This is a genomic window from Microcoleus sp. S13C4 (genome assembly GCF_036700865.1).
GTDB lineage: Bacteria > Cyanobacteriota > Cyanobacteriia > Cyanobacteriales > Microcoleaceae > Microcoleus.
On record NZ_JAUBPS010000021.1, the window covers coordinates 19,924 to 42,258 of the forward strand.

At 45.6% G+C, this 22,335-nt stretch carries 15 protein-coding genes and 1 tRNA gene; 10 read left to right on the plus strand and 6 right to left on the minus strand.

Annotated elements, in window-relative coordinates; translation table 11 throughout:
- Positions 1 to 164: 164 nt before the first annotated feature.
- From QT996_RS11415 to QT996_RS11425, 3 genes are all read right to left on the minus strand, one after another.
- Positions 165 to 893 carry a glutathione S-transferase gene (locus QT996_RS11415; RefSeq protein WP_333046640.1) on the minus strand — a complete coding sequence of 243 codons (729 nt, stop codon included), beginning with the start codon at positions 891 to 893 and terminating at the stop codon, positions 165 to 167.
- 48 nt (positions 894 to 941) lie between these two features.
- Positions 942 to 1,907 carry an oxygen-dependent tRNA uridine(34) hydroxylase TrhO gene (trhO, locus tag QT996_RS11420; RefSeq protein ID WP_445304560.1) on the minus strand — a complete coding sequence of 322 codons (966 nt, stop codon included), beginning with the start codon at positions 1,905 to 1,907 and terminating at the stop codon, positions 942 to 944.
- Positions 1,908 to 1,943: 36 nt separating this feature from the next.
- Positions 1,944 to 2,015, minus strand: a tRNA-Gly gene (locus tag QT996_RS11425).
- A gap of 108 nt (positions 2,016 to 2,123) precedes the next feature.
- Here QT996_RS11425 and QT996_RS11430 point away from each other — a divergent pair.
- Complete coding sequence (locus tag QT996_RS11430) at positions 2,124 to 2,297, plus strand: hypothetical protein (RefSeq protein ID WP_333046641.1); 174 nt, start codon at positions 2,124 to 2,126, stop codon at positions 2,295 to 2,297.
- Here the strand turns inward: QT996_RS11430 and QT996_RS11435 are convergent.
- Positions 2,294 to 2,515, minus strand: coding sequence for a hypothetical protein (locus QT996_RS11435; RefSeq protein ID WP_333046642.1), 222 nt, complete (start codon positions 2,513 to 2,515; stop codon positions 2,294 to 2,296). The two genes, QT996_RS11430 and QT996_RS11435, sit on opposite strands and share 4 nt — an antisense overlap.
- 808 nt (positions 2,516 to 3,323) lie before the next feature.
- Between QT996_RS11435 and QT996_RS11440 the strand changes: the two genes are divergently transcribed.
- The 3 genes from QT996_RS11440 (at position 3,324) to QT996_RS11450 (ending at position 10,182) form a co-directional block, all read left to right on the plus strand.
- The gene (locus tag QT996_RS11440; protein WP_333046643.1) at positions 3,324 to 7,058 is read left to right on the plus strand and encodes a chemotaxis protein CheB; all 3,735 of its coding nucleotides are present in this window, start codon (positions 3,324 to 3,326) and stop codon (positions 7,056 to 7,058) included.
- Positions 7,059 to 7,817: 759 nt separating this feature from the next.
- Positions 7,818 to 8,951 carry an AI-2E family transporter gene (locus QT996_RS11445; RefSeq protein ID WP_333046644.1) on the plus strand — a complete coding sequence of 378 codons (1,134 nt, stop codon included), beginning with the start codon at positions 7,818 to 7,820 and terminating at the stop codon, positions 8,949 to 8,951.
- Positions 8,952 to 9,114: 163 nt separating this feature from the next.
- Positions 9,115 to 10,182 (plus strand): ABC transporter permease, encoded by a 1,068-nt coding sequence (locus tag QT996_RS11450; RefSeq protein WP_333046645.1) that lies wholly within the window; start codon positions 9,115 to 9,117, stop codon positions 10,180 to 10,182.
- A gap of 152 nt (positions 10,183 to 10,334) precedes the next feature.
- On the opposite strand, the gene QT996_RS11455 is transcribed toward QT996_RS11450, so the two are convergent.
- Positions 10,335 to 13,757, minus strand: coding sequence for a PAS domain S-box protein (locus tag QT996_RS11455; protein ID WP_333046647.1), 3,423 nt, complete (start codon positions 13,755 to 13,757; stop codon positions 10,335 to 10,337).
- Positions 13,758 to 14,402: 645 nt separating this feature from the next.
- Here QT996_RS11455 and QT996_RS11460 point away from each other — a divergent pair.
- The 6 genes from QT996_RS11460 to QT996_RS11485 all read left to right on the plus strand — a co-directional run bounded on the left by QT996_RS11460 (position 14,403) and on the right by QT996_RS11485 (position 20,916).
- Entirely contained in the window at positions 14,403 to 14,747 is a 345-nt protein-coding gene (locus QT996_RS11460; RefSeq protein WP_333046648.1) for a hypothetical protein, read from the plus strand.
- Positions 14,748 to 14,955: 208 nt separating this feature from the next.
- Positions 14,956 to 15,981, plus strand: coding sequence for an ABC transporter permease (locus tag QT996_RS11465; protein WP_333046649.1), 1,026 nt, complete (start codon positions 14,956 to 14,958; stop codon positions 15,979 to 15,981).
- A gap of 309 nt (positions 15,982 to 16,290) precedes the next feature.
- The gene (locus tag QT996_RS11470) at positions 16,291 to 17,112 is read left to right on the plus strand and encodes a hypothetical protein (RefSeq protein WP_333046650.1); all 822 of its coding nucleotides are present in this window, start codon (positions 16,291 to 16,293) and stop codon (positions 17,110 to 17,112) included.
- Positions 17,113 to 17,615: 503 nt separating this feature from the next.
- On the plus strand, positions 17,616 to 18,659 hold the full coding sequence (locus QT996_RS11475) for a hypothetical protein (protein ID WP_333046651.1): 1,044 nt from the start codon (positions 17,616 to 17,618) through the stop codon (positions 18,657 to 18,659).
- A gap of 464 nt (positions 18,660 to 19,123) precedes the next feature.
- Entirely contained in the window at positions 19,124 to 19,897 is a 774-nt protein-coding gene (locus tag QT996_RS11480; RefSeq protein WP_333046652.1) for an ABC transporter permease, read from the plus strand.
- A 119-nt stretch (positions 19,898 to 20,016) separates the two neighbouring features.
- Positions 20,017 to 20,916, plus strand: coding sequence for an ABC transporter ATP-binding protein (locus QT996_RS11485; protein WP_333046654.1), 900 nt, complete (start codon positions 20,017 to 20,019; stop codon positions 20,914 to 20,916).
- A 144-nt stretch (positions 20,917 to 21,060) separates the two neighbouring features.
- On the opposite strand, the gene QT996_RS11490 is transcribed toward QT996_RS11485, so the two are convergent.
- The gene (locus QT996_RS11490; RefSeq protein ID WP_333046656.1) at positions 21,061 to 22,020 is read right to left on the minus strand and encodes a GNAT family N-acetyltransferase; all 960 of its coding nucleotides are present in this window, start codon (positions 22,018 to 22,020) and stop codon (positions 21,061 to 21,063) included.
- Positions 22,021 to 22,335: the final 315 nt, after the last annotated feature.

The following is a 22,335-nucleotide window of genomic DNA, read 5'->3' on the forward strand; positions in this document are numbered from 1 at the left end:
AGTAACGCCTGAGCGACTAGAATAACATTGCATCTTAGACTTCTTACATAAATCTTTGATTGATACGTCAACCGCAGATTTCAGGCAGATTAACACAGATAAACGCAGATAATTTTAAGAAGTGAGAGCCCATGAAAGCAATCTTGTCTCTTGATTGCGGACAATTACGATCGCCCAAAAACAACGCCTGCATTCCCTGATTCCCATTTCGCGTATTTCTGCATAACACTAGCGTAAATTTCTGAGTCTGTAAACCCTGCTAACCAAGCTTGTAGCGGAGGCCAAGGCTGTTCGTTGAACCAAGCTTTATCGGTATGAGCGAATTGACGAACAAAAGGTGCGATCGCCATATCAGCCAATGCTACATTGTTACCAAATAAATATTTAGTAGCGCTTAACTGTGAGTTGAGTTTTTCCAGGAACAAAGAACCCTCATAACGATGTACTTGGGCATCAACACCGGGATAACGATCCGGGTACTTATAACGGTCAAGATGATATTTAAACTTATCATCAAATAGAGCGATTAGTTCCAGCATTTCTGTAACAGAACCTTGCTGGGGCATCAACCATTTTTCAGGATCGTGTTGTCTCAATGCCCACAACATGATATCGATACTTTGATCCAGTACGCGCCCGTCAACATCAATCAATATTGGTACTGTACCTTTGGCAGATACCTCTAACATCTCTGGTGGTTTGTCTCGCAAAACAACTTCCCGTAACTCACAAATCCGATTGCTAACCATCAGGGCCAAGCGCGCGCGCATAGCATAGGGACAGCGGCGAAAGGAATACAAAATCGGGTATATTGCTGACATATAATTAGTCGATCGCACGATCGGGTTTTTCGGGTCAGAAACCCCGTTTCTTCGTAGATTTCTCGTCGCCAAACAAGATTTTTCGTAGAAACGGGGTTGCTTTAAACTTAGTGAATAATATTAGTCGATCGCACCATCTACTTTTTCCTTCCCATCGTAGCGCGCGCCTATATGTACTTGGTTGCGACGCTTAGCAAGCTCAATCTGACGTTGACGTTCAGATAAGGCTTGTTTTTTTGTTTCAGTTTTGGAGTCATGACAATGAGGACAACTCACACCAAGTACAAATAATTCAGAAGCCTTATCTTCCTGACTAATCGGGTGACGACAACCGCGACAAAGTTCATAGTTTCCAGGCTTTAACCCCTGACCAACAGAAACCCGTTCATCAAAGACAAAACATTCACCTTCCCAACGACTTTCTGCTTCCGGCACCGTTTCCAAATATTTTAAAATTCCGCCTTCGAGATGATAGACTTCCTCAAAACCTTGAGTACGCAAAAAAGCTGTAGATTTCTCGCAGCGAATACCACCCGTGCAAAACATTGCCACCTTGGGTTTATTGCGTAAAGCAGTTTCCCGCAGCACCCATTCAGGTAACTCAGAAAAGCTTTTTGTTTTGGGATTAATAGCGCCTTCAAAAGTACCCATAGATACCTCGAAGTCGTTACGCACATCAACCACGACAACATCAGGATCGTCAAGCAGTTTATTCCACTCATCAGGCTTAACATATTTGCCAGCCATCAGGGGGGGATTAATCTCGGGTATCCCCATCGTGACGATTTCGCGCTTCAAGCGTATTTTCAAGCGGTAAAAAGGTGCTTTTTCCGAGAAAGATTCCTTATGTACCATATCCGCAAAACGCGGGTCACTACGCAAGAATGCCAGCACTGCGTGTACGCCCTCGGACGGGCCGGCAATGGTGCCATTGATGCCTTCTTGGGCCAGCAAGATAGTGCCTTTGACGTTGTTGTTGTTGCAACAATCGAGTAGCGGTGCTTTCAGCTCAGCAAAATCAGGTAGTTCAACGAACTTATATAAAGCAGCGGTTAAGAAAGAAGCCATAGATTGAATAGATAGCACTAATTAATTTTCATACTTCTATGAAAATTCAGTCAAAGCGGACGGTGGGACTCGAACCCACGACGTTCAGCATGGGAAGCTGACATTCTACCACTGAATTACGCCCGCGCTTAGGGTTTTTTACTTGTTTTCACCTTCTTTGACTTTGGAGGCCGAGCGGTAAAAAACGACTAGAAAAACATTGTACAACTATTTTCTGATTTTGAGTATACCATTTTGACAATCAATTTTGGGCGATCGCCGATCGCACAACGGAGCCAGGATACTGTGGGGACGAGCCAATTGTCATCGCGGTCAAAACCTGCCACTAAATCAGCAATCGCCTCGGTTCCGAACATTGACAAAGATTTAGCGGCTTCGGATCGCGCGATCGAACTGCATCATTTTTAACAGCGCAGCCATGGAGTCCGCAGTTTGACTATGCCCCCATCCCATCGCCACCAACGATCGCGCACCATCAACTCCGCATCGTTCACTTTACTCACCAACATCGCTAGCGCCACCGCAGAATCGCACTTTCTCTGAACCGTTACCCCCCGCAGCCTGTCTTGAGAATCCGAACTTGGCAGCGCTGCTGGGATTTCCCTAAGTTCCCTAAGCCAATTCAAATATATTTTGGTTACTTTTATTTAAAATTTTAGCAAGGAATGCCGGATTTTGGGAAGATTAAAAAAAATTCAGTTATTAGATTTTGTTTGCCAATTAACAGCCTCAAGCTTCAACACCAGAAGAAGTTTAGGAAGTAATTGCTGAGTTCGAGCAATATTGGCAAGAGCCGAACGACGATATCTTGAAAATGGTTAAAAAGGTAAAAATGGCCCAACAAGCAGTGATGAAACACTGAGAAAATCATCCAGAGATAGTTTACATTGACGGGGCGCTAGCCCATTTGCGCTGGCAGCAACCTTCCTCAAAATGAGATTAATTGCCGTTTTGTAGAGTGTGCTGTTTTTTTGACTTTATCTACTTAATTGTACTGTTTTCTTTCCCCGCAGCTTCTCCATAGTCCCACTGCTGGAGAAGGGCGGCAAAGATTCGGGTTTGAAGTTCCTTGATGAGTGGGCGGATTTAGGAGAACTGGACTCTGTGGCGGTCAACATTCAGAGAAGTGCTACGACGACGATCGCAGAATGTGGTAAATTTACTATAGCTCTACTTTCAACAGTACAATTAGTAGAATTTCTGACGAACTTCAACCCTCACAATTCTCCCTCTTTATCAACGCAACATAGCTCTCAATAATAATAATAATAATAATAATAATAATTTGAAAATTGCTCGCGCATATTGCGCCTAATCAATATATCCCCAGGTAGATGCCTGAGCCTTGACTTTATTATATTTATTAGATATATAATAAAAATAAAAATTTATCATCATAATATTAATTCAAACCGCAAGATAGGGGTATAAAAAATGACTAATAAAAAGAATTACCAGAAATCTCAACCTAAAGCTGATATCAAAGCTGAAGGAAAGCAGCAGAACAATCAAAACGAGTTATTTCCAGTCGTCGGAATAGGAGCCTCTGCAGGTGGATTGGAAGCCTTTAACCAATTACTCAGGCATTTGCCGATCGATACCGGCATGGCGTTTGTAATAATTCAGCATATGTTGCCGACTCAGGACAGTGTGTTGAGTGAGATTTTGGGTCGATCGACCCAGATGCCCGTGGATGAGGTGGCATCTGGGATGCAAATAGCACCAAATCAGGTCTACGTGATCCCCCCGAATGTCAGCATGACCATCGATCAAGGGGTGCTGAAGCTAACGCCTCGCGGTAGCACACACGGGGTGTTTATGTCCGTCGATACTTTTCTGGTTTCCCTCGCTGCAGAACGCGGGAACCAAGCCATCGGCGTCGTTTTGTCCGGGGGCGACGGGGATGGTGCCCAAGGGTTAAAAGCGATTAAGGCTGCAGGCGGTATTACTTTTGCCCAATGTGAACGATCGGCACAAGTCAGCAGTATGCCGAACACTGCGGTGGCTACGGGTCAGGTAGACTTTATCTTGACACCGGAAAAAATTGCCGAGAAAATAGCAGAGATCGGCCGTCATCCCTACATTGCCGATCGACCTGCGACAGAATCGACTACCAGCGAAGATGCGATCGACATTAAAGATGCGATCGCCAGAATATACTCTTTGCTGCGCGCCGCTACAGGAGTTGATTTTACTCACTACAAACAAACCACCTTGAAGCGGCGGATGGAGCGACGGATGTTGCTGTACAAGCTGGAACGGTTCGAGGATTATGCCGAATATCTCAAAAACACCCCGACAGAAGTAACGGCGCTTTATCACGATGTCTTCATTCATGTCACCAGCTTTTTCCGCGATCCCGAAAGCTTTGAGGCTTTAAGCAGCAAGGTTTTTCCCGAAATCGTTAAAGATAAATCGTCGAAAATACCGATCCGAATTTGGGGGGCCGGCTGTTCAACGGGTGAAGAAGCTTACTCGATCGCCATCTGCTTGTTAGAGTTTTTAGCAGATCGAGCTACTGATCTGCCGATTCAGATTTATGCCACAGACATCAGCGAAAATGCGATCGCCTATGCCCGCCGTGGCTTTTATACGCCAGCCCAAGTCGCGGATATTTCACCCCAACGCCTGCATCGGTTCTTTGTGCAAGTCGAGGGCGGATACCAAATCACTCAGTCGGTGCGCGAACTCTGCGTCTTTGCTAGACAAAACCTGATCAGCGATCCGCCGTTTTCCCGGATGGATTTGATCACCTGTCGGAACGTGCTGATCTATCTGGGCCCGCCTTTGCAGAAAAAGCTGCTGCCCATTTTCCACTATGGGCTTCGGCCCGCGGGCTTTTTGCTGCTAGGCACTTCGGAAACGGTTGGTGACTTTTCAGAATTGTTTACGCTATTAGACAAAAAGAACAAAATTTATACTAAAAAACTGCTGTCGCATTGGCTCAGCATGGATTTAACTGCTAGCAACTATCCTGCGACAATCCTCAATCCTCTACCGCTGGTGACGGAAACCTTAAACGAAATCGACATCGAGAAACAGGCCGATCGCATTGTTTTGAATCACTATGCGCCTGTCGGTGTCGTGATTAACACAGCCAGGGAGATTCTGCAATTTCGAGGACAGACGAATGCCTACCTAGAACCGTCTCCCGGTAGGGCTAGCTTGAATTTGCTGAGAATGGCAAAAGAAGGATTGCGCGTCGAACTCCGCACTGCAATTGAACAGGCCTCCCAGCAGCAGTTGCCGAGCGTGCGCGAAGGCTTGCAAATTAGAGAAAACGAGATCATCCGCCAGGTCAAAATTAATGTGATTCCATTCCCAACAGGCGCTGTGACAAAAAACTATTTTTTAGTTTTGTTTCAAGACGAGCCACCGCTCCCTGCAATGCCTGCTGCAAACAATGGTAAAGTCAACTCCGATACTTTAGAGGGTGAAAGTTTGGAAATTGCGAGGCTGCAAGAAGAACTCAAAATCACAAAAGACCACCTGCAATCGATCGTCCAAGAACATCAAGCCGCTAACCAAGATTTGAGAGCCGCCAACGAGGAGATTTTGTCGAACAACGAAGAGTTGCAAAGTACAAATGAGGAACTCGAAACCGCAAAAGAAGAGATTCAGGCAACCAATGAAGAACTGAACACGATTAATGACGAATTGCAGCGGCGAAATGTTGAATCAACTCAGGTGAGTAACGATTTACAGAATCTGCTCGGCACCATCAATATTCCGATTCTGATGGTGGGAGGCGACTTGCGAATCCGCCGATTTACTCCCGCAATCGAAAGCATCTTCAACTTGATTTCTAGCGATGTCGGGCGCTGTTTGAGCGACATCACTCACAAGTTGATAGTGCCGGAGTTAGAGCCAATGATTTTAGAGGTGATCCGCACACTCAATGTGAAAGTTCAGGAGGTTGAAGATCGAGATGGTCATTGGTATGATCTGCATATTCGACCGTATCGGACGATCGACCACAAGATTGATGGGGCTGTGGTGATGTTGGTGGATATCCACGAGCTCAAAGTCAGCGCCCAGCAGTTGACGGAAGCGAAAAACTACGCCGAAACGATCGTAGAAACCGTGCGGGAACCTTTGCTAGTGCTGGATCTAAACCTACGGGCGATCACCGCCAACCGTTCTTTCTACGAGACGTTTCAGGTGATGCCGATCCACACTGAGCAACACTCGATCTTCGATATCGGTAACAGACAGTGGAATATTCCCAAGTTGCGATCGCTCCTAGAAGAAATTCTGGCAGGAAAAACCGAGTTTAAAGATTTTGAGGTCGAGCATGACTTTGAGCATATCGGGCATAAAATAATGCGGCTCAATGCCCGCAAAATGCCTCCGATGGGCGATACACAGATGATTCTGGTGGCGATCGAAGATATCACCGAGCAAAAACAGTTTGAGACAGAACGCAGCCTTCGGATTCAAGAACAATTGGCTCGTGCGGCTGCTGAGGACGCCAACCGCATCAAAGATGAGTTTTTGTCCGTCCTCTCTCACGAACTGCGGACGCCGCTCAATGCGATGATTGGCTGGGCACAGTTGCTGCGCCTGAAAAAATTTGACGAGGCTAAAACACAGGAAGCGCTAAAAACGATCGAGCGCGCCGCCAAAGCACAAAACCAGCTCATCGATGACATATTAGACGTTTCGCGGATTACTACAGGTCAGTTTCGGCTCAATGCTTCTGAAATTGAGCTGAATCCACTGGTTAAAAATGCGATCGAGGTGGTTAGTTTGGCAGCAGAAGCCAAAAATATTCAAGTGGAATCCAGGCTAACTCCTTTAACACTAAACGTATTGGGCGATCCAAACCGTTTACAACAGGTAGTGTGGAATCTACTTTCAAACGCGATTAAATTCACCCCAGCCGGAGGCAAAATTGACATCGCATTAGACTGCATTGATGGCATGGCTCAAATCCAAATTAGCGATACTGGTAAAGGCATTCACCCTGATTTTCTGCCCTATGTGTTCGATCGCTTCCGTCAGGCGGATAGTAGCTACACTCGCAGAGACGGTGGATTGGGGCTAGGACTCTCGATCGTCCGTCATTTAGTAGAACTCCACGGCGGTACGGTTAGTGCAACAAGTTCGGGTGAGGGACAAGGAGCAACGTTTACCGTGAGGTTGTCGCTACGAACAGATATCCCATGATTGTTGACTGTTGACTGTTGACTGTTGACTGTTGACTGTTGACTGTTGACTGTTGACTGTTGACTGTGAGTCAAAAAAATGAATATTGCGCCCGCCAACAAGGCCAGCCACCTGATTTGTTTGCCGGGCCCAACTTCAGTTGCTTCTGGTTCCCAAACTTGTTCCCCCTCCATTTCTGGAACTTACAGCGCAACTTCTCGTTCATCTTCCTCAGCGGAGAATTGCCAGCGAGAGTTTTGTGAGACTTCACTTTCAGTTACATCCACTGCTAAGTTCCTGTCGCGCCCGCTCTGCACGGGGGGAACGGGTTGCTTTTCTTCTGCTTCTGAAAAAACTTGATTAGTCAGGGTAGTTCCTCTCCCCGCTATTAGCCTTTGGTTTTTTTTATTGTAAAGAAAGATTGCAGTTTTTATATTTGATTCATTTTAGCGGATGGCCTCAGCAGTCCCGCGTGCCGCTTTTGGGTGAGTGTGGTGCCCTTTCACCTTACAATGGCGAATTGATCCGAGTTTGTACGATCGACTTTTAATTTGATCGGCCTCTGGGGCATACTGAATATTAGGGTGATTTGCGATCGTGGGGGCGATCGGGCTAGCATTGTCTCTCCCCAACTGGCTTGGCCGTCACCTATCTATCAATGCTGAGAAAAGTCAGTCTAATCTTGAACTGATTATTCCTAACCTATACTCTCATGTGTTTATTGTATAATACGGCACATCTGCTGAGAAAATTGTGCCACTTTATTTAAAAAAAATCACAATGAATAGCATCTTTTCTCCCGTCCAACAGTTTCTAATTACTTGGCTACTAATGCTAGTGACGGGATGGTTTACCCTGACTGCTGTCAGTTATGTTGGGGAACTGGTCAGCATTTTAGTAACAGCGGGACTCATTGCATTTTTATTAAACTATGCAGTAATTAGACTCCAAGTATTTTTGCCTCGGGGAGTAGCCGCGGGGCTGGTTTATTTAACAGCAGGTGTGGTAGTAGTAGTAATCGGTTTAACTATTGTGCCACCCGTGTTCAGCCAAGCGAGACAGTTGGGGGTGAGGTTCCCGGATTTGCTGGAGTCGGGGCGACTGCAGCTAGCTGAATTTCAAGCATGGAGTGCGGAGCGCAATTTGCCGTTTAACGTACAAATATTGGAGCAGCAGTTATCAGCGAAAGTACAGGAGCAAGTGCAGGCGATCGCAGGTACGAGTTTAGGCTTAGTTGTCGGTACTGTCAACTGGTTTTTGGACTTGATTTTTATTGTGGTGATTTCCTTTTATATGCTCCTAGACGGGCAAAGAGTGTGGCAGGGTTTGACCAGCATTTTTTCCCCAGACATTCGCTATGTTTTAACAGAGACTTTGCAGCGAAACCTCCAGCGATTTGTATCGGGACAGTTATTGCTGGGACTATTTATGGCCACCTCGCTAACTCTGGCTTTTTGGTGGCTGCAAGTTCCGTTTTTTCTGTTGTTTGCCGTGTTTATAGGATTGACGGAAATAATTCCGTTTATTGGAGCAACTTTGGGAATTGGCACTGTTAGTATAATTGTAGCCTTTATTGATTGGTGGCTGGCGCTGCAAGTGTTGGTAGTGGCGATCGGTCTCCAGCAAATCAAGGATAATTTAGTAGCTCCCCGAATTATGGGCAATCTCACCGGATTGAGCCCGGTAATTATTTTCACAGCTTTGCTTTTAGGAGGTAGAGTGGGAGGATTGTTGGGAGTTATCCTAGCAATTCCGCTCACTGGGGTTGTAAAAAGTATAGTAGAAGTTGTACTAAATCCCAAATTGCCACCCCAAACAGGCTCGTTTTTCTACAATCCTTTTAGCGGCGAGGAATTGGGGAAAATACCAGAAGAGGAAAGTAGAATAATCTTGGTCGCCGATGAGCAAAAGTAGTCTAATTTTTGTAGCTAAGTAATTCAATTATGAAAACTTTTATAAGTTAGGAATTAACTTTTGCCTGCTGAGTCCATTAAGAACAGACTAAAGTCTCTACAAAGAACTTTAAGAACTTTAGTCTGTATTACTAACCCACTTAAAATCTCAAACCTAAAAACTTATGAACTGGTGGCAAAATCTTAGAAAAAATCCTCTAGCTCGGTTGGGAGCCATGCTACTGTTAATTTTTTATACAGTCGCACTTTTTGCCGAATTTGTGGCACCTTATGACCCCTATGACTCTCAATTAAACGGTTCATTGCTGCCACCGACTCAGATTTATTTAGCCACCCAAGACGGGCGATTTATCGGGCCCCACGTTTATCCAACTACTCAGGGCCCAGTGGATGCTAATACGGGCGCTCGCGAGGTAATTGTGGACTGGCAAAAACCCTCTGTTCTCGGTTTGTTTGTCAAAGGTTCCCCCTATAAATTTTTAGGATTTTTGCCTTTCGACAGGCATCTGTTTGGCACTACAGGAGAAGGCAAAATTAATCTTTTAGGCACGGATGAACAAGCTCGCGATCAATTCAGTCGTTTAGTACAAGGCAGCAGAATTAGCCTCAGCATCGGTTTAGTAGGAATAGCCATTTCTTTTCCCTTGGGATTGTTAATCGGAGGCATATCTGGTTATTTCGGCAGTTGGATTGATAGTATTTTAATGCGTTTCGCCGAAGTATTAATGACAATTCCCGGTCTTTATTTATTAGTAGCGCTAGCAGCAGTATTGCCCCCTGGATTGACAAGTGCTCAGCGATTTATATTGATTGTGCTGATTACTTCATTTATCAGTTGGGCGAGTTTAGCCCGGGTGATTCGCGGCCAAGTTCTCTCAATTAAACAACGAGAATTTGTGCAAGCGGCGCGGGCAATGGGTGGCAATCCAATTTATATTATTGTCCGCCACGTTTTGCCACAAACTGCAACTTATGTAATTATTTCTGCTACTTTGGCGGTTCCGGGTTTTATTGTGGCGGAGTCGGTTTTGAGTTTAATTGGCTTGGGAATTCAACAACCCGATCCTTCTTGGGGAAATTTACTATCCCTGTCTACTAATGCTTCAATTTTAGTGTTGCAGCCTTGGTTGGTTTGGCCTCCGGCGATACTGATTATTTTGACTGTTTTGGCGTTTAATTTATTGGGGGATGGGTTGCGGGATGCTCTCGATCCCAGAAGTATTCAAAGGTAATCTCATTTCCGGTTACACCGGAATGATGTTGACTGTTGACGGTTGACTGTTGACAGTTGACAGTGAACTCGAATTTACTATTCCGATGCTAACGGATTTGATATAATTGGGAGTTAGTAATTTCTAGTTCCCAGTCCGAGCCAGTGTAACCGTTATGCACCGTAATTTGGCGGATTAACAGGTAAGCGGATGGTAAAAGTAGAACCAACACCCTCCTGACTTTTTACTGAAATATTGCCACCCATCATGAGGCAAAAACGCTGGCTGATTGCTAGTCCCAAACCGGTGCCGCCGTACTTGCGCGTGGTGGAAGCGTCTGCTTGGGTAAAGGGTTGGAAAATGTGCTGCAACTGGTCGGGAGTCATCCCAATTCCTGTATCTGTACAATTAACAACTAAAAATTCTTTGCTACCCATTGAAGATTGAGAATCCGCTGTCGGTTCAGAAGAGTTTTCTTGTTTTGATTCGCTGCTGTCGCCCGCAATTTTTTCTCGGCTGGCTGTGAGGGTAATTGTACCGTTTTGAGTGAATTTGGCGGCATTGCTCAGCAAATTTAATAAAATCTGCTGCACTTTCGTAATGTCACCGTGCATAGTGCCGATATTGCTAATTTGGTGCAAGTTGAGAGTGTTGCCATTTTTCTCTATTAGTGGCACGGCGGTAGATGCTACTTCTTCAATCAAGGCGGCGATGTCGAAGGTTTCTAAGTAAAGATCCATGCGGCCGGCTTCGATTTTAGAAATGTCGAGAATGTCGTTAATTAGCGATAGCAAGTGTCTGCCGGAAGTGCGAATTTTGTCTAAATCTGGGGTGAGTTCATCGTAACCCAATTCTGTGGTTTCTTCTTGGAGCATTTCGCTGTAGCCGATGATCGCATTCAGAGGTGTTCGCAGTTCGTGGCTCATGTTTGCTAAAAATGCGCTTTTTGCGGTGGAAGCGGCTTCGGCTGCTTCTAGGGCGAGCTGCAAGGCGGATTCAAAGACTTTGCGATCGCTAATATCCTCGACACTGCCTTCATAGTAGAGTACCTTGCCGTCGGCGTCGCAGACTGCACGCGCGCTTTCGGAAATCCAAATTACCTTGCCGTCAACGCGGTAAACTTCTGACTCAAACCCCGAAATTTCTCCGAATTCTTCCATCACTCGCATAAACTTGTCGCCCTGCTGAGGATTGACGTAAGCTTGCTGTCTGATGTTTGTGAGATTTGATGTCAATTCTTCGGGAGTGGCGTAGCCGTAGATGCGGGCTAAAGCTGGATTTACGCTCAAGAAGTGGCCTTCGGGGGTTCTTTGAAAAATCCCTTCGACGGCATTTTCAAAGATGCTGCGATATTTTTGTTCTGCTTGACGCAAAGCGATTTGTGTACGATCGCGCTCGCTGGCTTCGATCGCCAATGATACCAAATCTGCCAGGGAAGCAGCAAAATTTTGTTCTTCTAATGTCCAGTTGCGAGTAGTTCCCACTTGTTCGATACAGATAACTCCGACTGTTTGTCCTCCCAGCCGCACCGGCGCATCTAAGGTTGATGTAGTACCCATTTGTGCAAAGTAAGTTGCGGCAAATTCTCTAGTTCTAATATCTGAGAGAGCGTCCTCGGCTGCGATCGTCCGGTGTTCTTCCAAAGCTTGAAAATAAGCTGGATAGTCTGCTGCTGCGACTTCCTTACCTTGGGAATGCTGGTGGTTGCTGCGGCTAAATTGGTCGAGACATTGCAGTTTCGATCGACTCTCATCATACAGCCACACGCCAGCTTTTTCTGTCTGTAGGGTATGAGTGGCTGCTTCGGTGATTTGCCTCAAAGCTACTTTTAAATCGCCTCGATAAAGTGCTTTATTTCTTGCTAATTCTACCAAAACCGTATTTTGTTTGAGCAATTGTTTTTGCCTTTGGCGTCGCACCGATTCGGCTCGCTTCTGTTCAGTAATGTCGCGGGCTACTACAATGACAGATTCTTCTGAAAGCGGTGAAATGCTGGCGGCAAAACAAACTTGGCGGTCGTCAATGGTTAAATCGTACTCGATGCTGACAGTTTGCTGAGTATCTAAAGCTGCTCGGATGTGGTTGAGAAAATTGTCGGCTGTAGCTTGAGGAAACACCTCTCCGAGTGTTTTGCCCACTAATTCTTCGGCTGGTTTGTAGAGTAGAGAAAGATTTGTGGGCGCGATTTTTAAATAGCGACCAGTGGAGTCCACAACTATAATTAATTCGTTCATGGCTGCAAACAAAGCCCGCAATTCTGCTTCTGCGGCTTCGAGTTCGGCAGTCCGCTCTGCTACTCGCTGTTCTAAACTAGAGTTGGTTTGTTCTAGGGCAACAAAAGACGATCGCAATTGTTTTGCCATGTGGTTGAAAGACTGAGCTAGGAGACCGAGTTCTTTGACTCCTTGAACTTCAACTTCGCCGTCTATTTCTGCGGAGGTGAAGTCGGATGATTCGGACATTTTTGTTAAAGCTTTGGAAGCTTGCAACAATCGGGTAATCGGTTTGACAACCCAGCGAGAGGTGAAAATTCCGAGTGCGATCGCCAGTACGAAGGCAAAAAAGCACAATAAGATAGTTGTGCGAGTGTTGGCGTTAATTTGCTCCATAAAGTCTGCTTCCGGGATTGCGACTACAATCAGCCAATCGAGGCCACGGCCGTCTTGCAGGGGAGCAACAGTAATAAATTGACGTTTGCCGTCTATCTCGAAGGTAAACTGTCCTTTGCTGTTAATTTTTTCAAAACTACCAAATCGTTTTTGCAAGTATGTGGAGGCCGATCGAATTAGCAAATTTTTGCTTTGTGTCGCCAACAGCCGTTTTTGTCCGTCTTTGTCGGTGACAAAGGGCAATTCGTCTGTGGAACTGGCGACTATTTCCCCGCTGCGTTCGATCGCAAAAACTTGTCCTGACGGGCTAATTTTGATGCTTTTAAGAAAATCGCTGATTTGAGAAAGAGTCAGGTCAATTGCCAATACCCCCCGCAGGTTTCCTGTTTCATTGTAAATAGGCATCACCGGCGTAATCCCCAGAACTGGCGAGGCTGCGAAGGGGTAGATGGGAGACCAAGTGGCTTTGCCTGACTGTTTGGCAGCTTTGTACCAAGGTCTAGTACGGGGGTCATAGGGGACGGTTTTGATTAGCTCAGTGCGATTTCCTTGGCTATCTAGGCGATAAATTTGGCGGTTTGGAGCGGTTGATTCATCTCTGATGTATACTAAGTGTTCTGCTTCTCGCTTGAGCAACAGGAATCTGCCCTGTTCGTCGCCGTAGTAGATGGTTGTATTTCGATCGCTCAGCTTGGTCTGGTTCCAAAAATAGCGCTCTAAGTTGGGGAAGTCTTCCGGGTCTAAGTTTCCAGAGGCGATCGCAGCAGTATTCATTTGCAGGAATAAATGAGACACATCCCCAAAACTGCGGAAATTTTCTTTAGTTCTCGCTGCAACTTCCAAGCTTAACCTCGTAGCAAGGTCATTGACGGCTTTCTGGCCGTTGCGAAACGACAGCCATCCAGTCACGCCGACTGCTACGGAGATTTGCACCACCAGCGGTATCAACAAAACTAGGCTCAGTGACATCTTGGGCGAGCTTTTCATCACACAACTACTCAGACTTTTCAATAACATCAATATTGTGACACCTACCGGGTTTGCCTATCGTTTGTCGTTTAAAAGATGCCCTAGATATAAGTTACCAAGTCGCCCAGCAAGAGTGAAGTGCGGTGATCGGCCACTCAAAACTGAGCTGAGGTTTCCACCGATACTGTAAAAACTTGTAATATTAATCATGTCACTACTTGCCTGAATGTGGCGAGCGCGATCGGACACTCGCAGTCAAAAAGTCACATCGGTAAAAAAAAATCAACTTTAGGCTCGTGTTCCCCACCCTGGTTGTGATCAGTCATTCCCAATTATTCAATTCTTTAATCTAAAATTTTTAATCTAAAATGGGCTCACTTTCTCCCGGTGCGGATAGCCCCCCTTACACCTGCTTAATAAAAATTTGATTTTGATTTTTTCTACAGTGCCAGGACAAATGTAAATTAGGTGACAATCCCTTGTTGAAAAATTTGCTATTAATAAGATAAGCCGCCAAACTCCCGTAGCGTAGCGGGGCGTAAGCCATCGACTACAAAGAGGATAATTGAAGCACCTGCATTTCATCAACGCCAGCAAAGTAAAGCGTTTTTGGCTTTTTTGGACGATGGATCTTTTGGCAAAATAATACTTCTGGAGGATGACATGAACTATACATTTGAAATCCTGGGCGTATCTCCAACTTTAACATTTTTTAACCAGCAGCAGGAATTGCTGAAACAACAGGAGCCGTCGGGTGTAGAATACTTGGGAAACTGGAAGTGTACTCTTGATGCGTTTGTGGCATCCGTGGAGACAGTTTCTCCTAACCGCGGCTGGGATGTCGATCGAGTTGTAGACACCGTGATTAGTTTCTGGATGAACAACTCCGATAGCATCCTGTATTGGAAGCACAGGCTGGAGGATGCCGGCAGCGAAAACTTGTTAGTAGCCAGAGTAGGCGATATCAAGTCTTTGCAAGCTGCATTTGAATCGCTGCTGGGCGAATAGGAAAATCGCCAATTGCGAAAAAGTCGATCGACTTTTTCGCAACAATCAACTCAACTGTCTATTTGCAATTCCCAATTCCCCTGATTCGCGGCACGGAAGTCGCAGATATAAAATATCTGTTTCTTCTAGCTTCTACCTTCCATCTGCCTGATGCCTTCAACATCGGATTAATGACTAATGACTTCGCAATTGGCAATTCCCAAATATTATGTCTCGTTCCAAAGCCCTGCAATCTTATATTTTTCTCCGCTTACTCCTCGCACCGCTAATGTTGTGGACAATCACCACAGCAGTATTTTTATTGTTGCGGGCCACTCCGGGCGACCCCATAGATGCCATTCTCGGCTCACGAGCTCCCGCAGCCGCCAAAGAAGCAATGCGAACTCAACTCGGCCTCGACGCACCCTTGTGGCAGCAATATCTCAAATACATGAAAGACTTGTTGAGCTTCGACTTGGGAACCTCCATCACCACTCGCGGACAAACCGTGTGGCAAATTATCGGAGATTATTTCCCCGCTACAGTGGAATTAGCAGTTTGTAGCATGGCCATAGCTTTAATTGTCGGCATCAGTATCGGTTCCCTGGCAGCATCTCGCCCCAACACTATTTTCGATGCTGCAGGCCGTTTGTTTGGCATTATCACTTACTCGCTGCCCGCTTTTTGGGCCGGCATGGTTTTGCAGTTGATTTTCGCAGTGCAGTTGGGATGGTTTCCTTTGGGAACTCGCTTTCCCGTCACATTTCCCGCCCCCCAAGGCTACACAGGACTATACACGATTGACAGTCTCCTGAGCGCTAACCCTGGTCAGTTTCTCACATCTTTGCATTATTTGGCACTTCCGAGTTTGACGTTGGGGATTCTTTTGAGCGGCATTTTCGAGCGCATTGTCAGAGTGAATCTCAAGCAAACTTTGCAAGCCGATTATGTCGAAGCAGCTAGAGCTAGAGGCATTCCCGAATTCCAGATTTTATGGGCTCACGCTCTGAAAAATGCGCTGATTCCAGTAATTACTGTATTAGGATTGACTTTTGCTGCACTGTTGGGCGGTGCTATTTTAACAGAGGTTACTTTTTCTTGGCCGGGGTTGGCAAATCGCCTTTACGAAGCGATTAGCTTGCGGGATTATCCAACTGTTCAAGGTATTGTGGTATTTTTTGCAGGAATAGTCGTAATTGCCAGCATTGTAATTGATATTTTGAACGCTTACATTGACCCGCGAATTCGGTACTAAAAATATTAAGGAAGAAGGGAAAAGGAGGTGCGAATGTATCACTAAGCTGTTCTGCATTTAAATTGTATTTTGAGGGCTGGCAGGATGCCCACCTCACAAAAGTGAAAATTTATTTGACCATGCAATTTAAAGGCGGATTAGCTTATCGGCTTTTTCTACCTGTCCTTTCTGTCTGCGTGAGATGTTTTAGCCAGCGGTGGCCCTGTAGAAGCAGTTGTCAAAAAGATCGATCGGCTTTTAGAGTGAGGACACTTGCCAATTTATAGGCAATACTGGAGAAAATGAACTTCAACCTTTGAGGAAACGCTGATGAGATTATTGCGAACAATCGCCGCTCTATCGGCGGCCTTGACCCCACTGATGGCGGAAGCTGCCTTTAGCCGTCCCATGCCGGGAACAGCCGATTTTCCCAGAGCCTCCAACCCCGAAGTAAATGTGCCGGTTTGCTTCATCGAAACTCGAGGCGGCACAACTTTTGATTTAGTCAGCTTGTGTGGCAGCAATGCTGCTCCCAAAAACACTGCTCCGGTTGCGGGCAACCCCGCCAATGCTCCTGGAAATAACACCAATGGAGGTGCTCCGCCTGCTCCCCCGAACCCCAACGCCATCACCAGAGATGCTTCCGGCACGCCGATAACTACTCCAACAGGCACGGCAAATCCCAACAATCAGAATAATCAGAATCCGGGAACTTCGCCCAATACCAATCAGAATAATCAGAATCCCGGAACTTCGCCCAATACCAATCAGAATCCCGGAACTTCGCCCAATACCAATCAGAATAATCAGAATCCCGGAACTTCGCCCAATACCAATCAGAATAATCAGAATCCGGGAAGTTCACCGAGTACCAACCCCAATAATCTCAATCCGGGAAGTTCGCCCTATATTACTCCCAATAATGCCAATCCGGGAACTTCGCCGAATACCAATCAGAATAATCTCAATCCGGGAAGTGCGCCTTATACCACTCCCAATAATAGTGCGTCTCCCACGGGTGGAACTGCTGGCGACAGCAACGGCGATTTAGTTCCCAATCCCAATCTCAATCTTCCGAGAGTGCCGCCGAGTTCCTTTGGCCCTGGAGGTGTTGCACCGACTAGAGATGCGATTGATGGCCCCCGCCAGTAATAGGCGAAGTGTCAGAAATTTCATCACAGAAACCGGGTTTCTCTCAAACCTTCTCTTTTTCAGGGATAGTTCACCCACGAGAAAGCCGGGATATTTATTTGCCTGGGTAATATTGATGTCAGGTACGATCGGCATATTTTGTAGCAGAGTAGCGAAATAAAAGTTAAGCTAAGAACTTGTAGAGGCTAGGAGCCAATCATTGTTTCACAACTGGACAACCAGGTAGAAGCAGTGATAGATAGCTAGCTTTAATCCGTAACAGGATTAGTTATCAGCAAAGGTTAAAGTTATTACCAGACGGGTGCTCGCAAGCTCCAAGTTCTCAAGCTAAACCATTAAACAGGCATATTTTTGTTAAGCCAGTGTGGTTGAGAAAGTACCGACTGATAACATTAGCGAGACAAAATTAACCCGATTATTCGGAGGCTCTTCATGAGCAAAATATTTGTTTTAAATTTAAACAAAATTGCTCTAGACCCGATCGCACTTGAGGAGGACATCTAGTGTCAAACTTAGTTCAACGCTTAGAAATAACCGCTCATCCACAACTAGAAAAATCCCTGGGCTATCGAGGAGATAGTCGCTGGGTAGCTTGGCGCTGGGAGCCAGACATCGACCAACTTATTTCCAGCGACGGCAAAACAGTCGGCACTGGCAATAATATGGCTTGGCTGGTGTTTTTGCAGCACGATTTAGTCGATCCTGCGCTACAAGAGTACAACCTCGGCGAGGGCGATCGCTACTGGCTGCTTTTAGACACTGAAACGAGAAATCTCTACGTCGGGGAAGGGAAAACTGTTCAAAGTCTGCTCGAACAACCGGAAAGTTTAGGTTTATTGGCGTGTCTCGATGGTGGCAATGCCGATCGACAAACGGGCGAAGCTTGGCAGCAAACGCTATCTCAACTAACAGCAAAGCCCCCTTTTCGCCATTTAACCAATGCCATTCCTTTCGGTGTCGCGGCCGCTTTGATAGGTGCTTTGGGAATTGGAACTGGAGTCTGGGTAGTGCCGGCGGTGCAGCAGAAACTAGCCGAAAAAACCACTTTTATTTCCCCAATTAGTTCTGCCGCTAACTGCGGGTTTGGCGGTTCCGATGATTTTTCAGCTCATGTCGGTTCTTCAAGCGGAAATAAAGAACTTCACGTAATAGGCGTTTATGAAGCCAATGCGGATCACAAGAACCGAGATTTATCTAAAAGTGCGATCGAAGTCAAAGTAGAACGCCGAAACAAGCCAATAATTCTCGCACTTTCAGCCTACGAACCGGTTAACTGGAATGTCACTGTAGAACCGGGCGCAGTTATCGAAAAAATCATCGTTAACGGATACCAAAACCAAACTGTTTCAGGAGTTTCGGGAATTCCAATTGAAGAGCATAGCTACGAAGAAACCGGAGACTATCTCGGCGACTTTATCTACAAGTGGAGTGCTACCCCTGAAAGTAGCAATACTTCTTCCCTCGTGACTAAATTGGAACAGATAAACCGCACCAGTTTAACTTCTTTTCAAGGATGCTACAGAGGTAAGAACTTTACGATTAAGTAAGAATTATTGATTATTTTGGGGTAGGGAAACGGTATTGCCCATTGGTGACAACTTAAGACTTAAACCATTGATAAGTCTCGCTTGTAGCTAAGTCTAGATCCCCCTAAATCCCCCTTAAGAAGGGGGACTTTGACAAGACTCTTGTCCCCCCCTTCTTAAGGGGGGCTAGGGGGGATCTAACCTTGAATACTCAAACAGCAGTCTGTGATTGGCTTTGACGTTAAGTTGTCACCCATGGGCACGGCGCCATGTCCTCGGTTGCTGGCGAGGGTAATTTCATCATCCAATCCGGTTGATTTTACCCGTTTCCTCCGTTGCCTTATTTGGTTTTTCACCCCTTTGTTAAAGTTAATTCAAGGGTGTACATTGTAAACAGTTATTTGACAAGCTTATTTCATGACTGTATCATAAACTATTAACTTTAATTTTTGATTCCAGACAACAACAATGCTAACAAACTTAAGATGAAATACTGGTACGAAACCCTCGCTGTAGCGCAGCGAATTTTAATAGAATTGGGAAGACGAAGACGCAGTTTAATTTTTTGGGCGATATTTCCGATTTCTATCTTGATTATTAACGCCTTAATTTTAGCAGAACGCGCGCAACTGACAACAGCAAAAGCTTTTGAAACTGCCGCCCCTGCAAGCTTAGTAGGAGCGGCTTTATTTTTTAGCTGTCTCGGCGGCAGCGTAGCAACAGTAGTAGCAGAGCGAGAACAGCATACCCTCAAACGGTTGTTTATTTCCCCGCTGAGCGGCACCTCCTACTTTTTAGGGATTTTCCTGGCCCACAGTTGCATCGGCATCGGTCAGGTAATTTTAGTATACACGATCGCCTCTTGTTTAGGAGCACAATTTCAAGGCTCAATCCTGTTAGGATGTGCGATTATTTTACTCAGTATTGTATCTTATGTAGGTGTAGGCTTTATTCTCGGCACCCAGTTTGCGAGGCGCACTGAAGATGTCAACTCCCTAGTAGCTGCTTTCGGCGTTCCTTTGTTGATTTTAGGAGGCGCATTTTTGCCGACTTCGCTGTTTCCCAAAAGTCTGCTGGATCTCGCCCAGTACAATCCAATTTATCACATGAACGAAGCGCTGATGGGCGTGTGGGCTGACGGCAAAGATTTGGCTGATATTGCAGAACACTTCGGATTTTTGTGCATCTTTGCTGTTTTAATGATAGTAGCCGGATGGCTGTCTTATCGGCGGATGTTGAGAGTAGAAAGAAGACTTTAAAACTATCTCATTATGTCGTAATTATTCATATTTCTCTCTTCTGGAGACTCCGCGCTCTCTGCGGTTTAATAGTTCAGAAACAACCGTAAATATATAAAATTATACGGAGAATTAAAGCAGTGCTGCAAATAGAAAAGCTAAATAAGTCTTACGGCGAACGTTCAGTGCTTCGAGATTTAACACTGCACATTCACTCGGGAGAAATTTACGGTTTGCTGGGACCAAATGGGGCTGGCAAAACTACAACTATCAATATTTTATGTAATTTGCTAAATGCCGACAGCGGCAAAGTTTCTATTAATGGCGAACCTGTTTCCGAAGCTACTAAATTGTTAATAGGGGTAGCGCCCCAAGAAAATTTGCTTTATAAAAGCTTGACTTGCGAAGAAAACCTCAATTTTTTTGCTCAAATTTACGGCTTAGAGCGGAAGCAGAGACGCTATCAAGTAGAGCAATGTTTAAAAGCAGTCAATTTGACAGATAGAGCCAAAAGTCCCGTAGAAACTTTAAGCGGAGGAATGCAGCGCCGATTGAATATTGCTGTAGCATTGGTACACCAACCTAAATTAGTAATTTTAGACGAACCGACAACGGGTTTAGATATTGAGGCCCGCTATGAAATTTGGGAGTTAATTCAGCGCTTGCAATCGGAAGGAATTACAATTCTGCTGACAACTCACTTGTTGGATGAAGCTGAGCGTCTTTGTCAGAAAATCGGGATTCTGAAAAATGGCCGTATTGTCGCTGAGGGCAGCTTGGAGGAGTTGCAAAAACTGATTCCGGCTCAAGAAATTATCGTGGTAAAAACCGACGAAGAAGCTGAAGTTATCGCCCGCGCTAAACAATACAGTTTTATCCCCCGCCGCTACGGTAGCGATTTAGCTTTTTGGCTGCCGGAACGTTTAGAATTAAAAGAGATTATTTTGCTGTTCGACGGGATTTCTATTGACTCAATCGCTCGGTATCCGGTGCGATTAGAACATATTTATGTCGAAGTAACCAAACAAAGCGAACAATGACACAGTGCGACGGTCTCGCTTCTTGCGAACAGGCAAGATGCCTGTTCCACAAAACATTAAGTTTATTGTGGAACAGGCATTTTGCCTATTCTTGAAAAACTTATTGCTAATGGTGCAAGATGTGATATCTAACCAGATTTGATATTACACGGCTTTTGCCCACTCGATCCAAGTTTCCATCGGGCGGAAACCCACTGATTTGTAAAGCTTTGTCGCCCCCGTCAAACTGTCAGCATCAACGCTGAGTTTAGCAGTATTTGCACCCGCTGCTTTCAACTTATGCAAACCCGCCAGCAGCATCGCTTTGCCTAAACCCATTTTCCGAAAGTCGCGCCGCGTACCCAACAATTCAATCCAGCCGTCTTTTGTGCCGCTGCGGGCGTTTTTTTGGGGTTTGATTTGACAGTCGCAGAAAGCAGCAAATTTGCGATCGCCCGAAACAGCAATCAAGTCTAATTCCGGCTGATAATTGGCGTCTTGCATCCAGTAGCGCACGGTTTCCGCAGTTAAATCGTGGTGATTCCAGTGATCGATAAATGACTGGTTGAACATCTCTACCCAAGGTTGGATGTCTTGTTCTCCTGATACGTGGGTCAGCGCAAAATCTGCCGGAAATTCCGGTGTTGGTATGGGTTCGGCGAGGGATCGGGCCATTGTGAGAAAATAGCGATCGACCTCAAAGCCCTGTTTTTCTAACAGCAGGATTTCATCTGTTTTATCCTCCCGGCTGTAGGTACGCAATTTCGCGGGCAAATTCCGTTCTTTCCCCACTTCGCGCAGCCGCTTTTCTCCCCACTTAATTATGTCTTTTTCTAAACCTTCGCTACGGACATTTGGATGCACGTAAAACCACAGACAAGCGTCTATTTCCTCTGGCGAATCTGGCATATCTAGGAGTGACAAACCGATTACTTTGTAATTACCATCTTCCCACAACTGCACGTCGCGGGCTTGGTCGAGTTTGGGAGCATCAAGTATTAGTTTGAGTTCAGTTGCGGAGACTTCTTCGCCGAGTCTATCCACTGCTTCGCAAGCATCGATCAAATTTGCGATCGCGCACCAGTCAGTTTCGCCCTTGTACGAGCGTGTTGTTAAGATATTCATAGAAAACTTGCAATCCGTAACTTCGGACTGTTCCTCTTAATTGGTATTGGCAAACAAGTACAGTAAATTTCTAACAAAAATCCGAGTTTTTGATGATTAACCGCAGATGAACGCGGATAAACGCGGATGTAATGCAGATTTATTGTGGTGTCGATAAAACTCAGAAACCTGTTTATATCACCCAGGCTTTCAGGTTTTATCTTATAGCGCAATCATAAAAATTGGTTTGCCCTTTTGGGCGAGTTTTGTATGTGAGTTTATGGCTGGATGTCGATGAGTCGCGCTCTCTTTCGTTACCAAGCTTGGTGCTTAAGT

Bases quoted from the DNA above. Each gene is read 5' to 3' on its own strand.
- QT996_RS11455 (WP_333046647.1), bottom strand. From the start codon at position 13,757: ATGAAAAGCTCGCCCAAGATGTCACTGAGCCTAGTTTTGTTGATACCG.
- QT996_RS11460 (WP_333046648.1), top strand. From the start codon at position 14,403: ATGAACTATACATTTGAAATCCTGGGCGTATCTCCAACTTTAACATTT.
- QT996_RS11440 (WP_333046643.1), top strand. From the start codon at position 3,324: ATGACTAATAAAAAGAATTACCAGAAATCTCAACCTAAAGCTGATATC.
- QT996_RS11470 (WP_333046650.1), top strand. From the start codon at position 16,291: ATGAGATTATTGCGAACAATCGCCGCTCTATCGGCGGCCTTGACCCCA.
- QT996_RS11465 (WP_333046649.1), top strand. From the start codon at position 14,956: ATGTCTCGTTCCAAAGCCCTGCAATCTTATATTTTTCTCCGCTTACTC.
- QT996_RS11450 (WP_333046645.1), top strand. From the start codon at position 9,115: ATGAACTGGTGGCAAAATCTTAGAAAAAATCCTCTAGCTCGGTTGGGA.
- QT996_RS11480 (WP_333046652.1), top strand. From the start codon at position 19,124: ATGAAATACTGGTACGAAACCCTCGCTGTAGCGCAGCGAATTTTAATA.
- QT996_RS11490 (WP_333046656.1), bottom strand. From the start codon at position 22,020: ATGAATATCTTAACAACACGCTCGTACAAGGGCGAAACTGACTGGTGC.
- QT996_RS11445 (WP_333046644.1), top strand. From the start codon at position 7,818: ATGAATAGCATCTTTTCTCCCGTCCAACAGTTTCTAATTACTTGGCTA.